The following is a 1,750-nucleotide window of genomic DNA, read 5'->3' as shown; positions in this document are numbered from 1 at the left end:
GTTAAGCGCGCTTAAATAATCATCTTCACCTGTTTGATCAAGCCTACCATCGACTACAGGGATAATTGATACAGGTCTGCATCCATTACCTAAAACATTATAGTAGGCATCAGTAGAGAGCTTTCCAGTATCATAATAAACAAACATGTTACTAGTGGTGCATGGTGTACTTGTTGATGTGCCACCGGATCCTCGGCAATATAATTCAAGGCTGCCACCATAACTATATAACTTAGTGATATTATGATCAGCTGTTGCTGATAGATTATAGTTATTAATTTCATTAGCAAAAAGGCCAGGCGAGTGGCCGATTTTTTTTCCCTCATTATTATAGAGCGTGTCATAAACCCAGGTACCATTGCCTTTTGTGACAGAAGCAAATAAGTTTACCGATGACAGGCTTAAGAGCATTAATGGAACTAATTTATTTTTATTAATTGTTCGTGCTATCTTATTTAACGTCATTGTTAATCTTCTCCTAATTTATAAAAGATTACCTCACTTTTTAAGCCTCTATTCTATTGGCTCTCCCCTAAATAAAGGGGCACTTTAATCGATATAGCGTAAGCTAAGCCTTTGAATTTGCGGATAAAAAGGAGATTAAAGTGCCTAATAAAGATTATATCCTAAATTTACCTGGATTTGCTATCAAGAAAGTGAACAGAGACAATCCTGTTTATATAGAAGCAAGTTATAGGGGAGTGGTACGTTGTATTCATTGCAACAATAAAAAGCTAGGTAAAAAAGCAAGTTTTATAAGGCGAGTTCGTCATGAAAGTATAGGGTTGCGGCGTAGCTATTTATTAATCAAGGGTTACAAGTATTATTGCGCATGATGCCATCGTTATTTTAATCAACGTTTTCCTGGATAAGACCGTATCAACGCGCCAGTGAGCCACTACATAGACAAGTGTTTCATCAGCATAGTCAAGGGGTAAGTCAGAAAGATTTAGCAAGCGACTTACATTGTGGTAAGTCAACGATTGAACGCTGGTATCATGAAGGTTATACGTTGCGCCACAAAAAGCTAGCCCATCGCTCTTGTCCGCGTGTATTAGGAATTGATGAGCACTTCTTTAATAAAAAACAGGGCTATGCCCCCACCTTTTGTGATTTAGCCAAGCACAAGGTCTTTGATATCCTCAAAGGGCACAGTGAAAAAGATTTAAATACGTTTCTAAACACCTTGGAAGGCAAAGATAAAGTACGCGTCGTTTGTATTGATTTAAGTCCAAGCTATTGAGCCCTTATCAAGCGCCACTTTCCTAACGCTAAAATCGTCGCTGACCGCTTTCATGTCATTCGCTTACTCAATCAGTGTGCACTCCTAACTTACCAACAGCTTGATAAAGACAGCAAATATCAACGAGGATTATTGGCAGCCCTTAGAGCTAATCCTGCTAATTTAACTTTAAAGCAAATGAATCGACGTGATGCCTACTTACTCAAACATCCCGTCATTGCAGCTACCTATTACTTTAAGCAGCGACTTCATCGGTTACTCATGAAAAAGCATCGTACCGCTAAGCAATGTCAACGTCTAATTCCACTCTTCCTTAAGCGCTTACAGCAGCTTAAAGATAGCCCTCTTGCACCTTTAAAAACGCTGGCTAAAACACTTCATCTCTGGCAAGAAGAGATTGTATGTATGTGGCGCTTTACTAAAAATAATGGAATAACAGAAGGCTTTCACCGTAAGATGAAACTTATTCAACGACGTGCCTATGGCTTTAAAAATTTTGAAAATTAT

Annotated in this window: 1 protein-coding gene and 1 pseudogene; one reads left to right on the top strand and one right to left on the bottom strand. The window is 38.5% G+C overall.

The genetic code is table 11. The annotated features are described in order from the left end of the window. Positions 1-465 (bottom strand): hypothetical protein (locus ACQUW5_RS15245; RefSeq protein ID WP_444992115.1); only part of this gene is annotated, 465 nt, incomplete at its 3' end. A gap of 140 nt (positions 466-605) precedes the next feature. On the opposite strand from ACQUW5_RS15245, the pseudogene ACQUW5_RS15240 reads away from it, so the two are divergent. Then, a pseudogene (locus tag ACQUW5_RS15240) lies at positions 606-1,750 on the top strand (ISL3 family transposase); the annotation flags it as partial.

This window comes from Legionella pelazae, assembly GCF_052527395.1.
The sequence above is the reverse complement of the archived record's forward strand: the minus strand, read 5'-3'. Positions and strand labels throughout refer to the sequence as shown.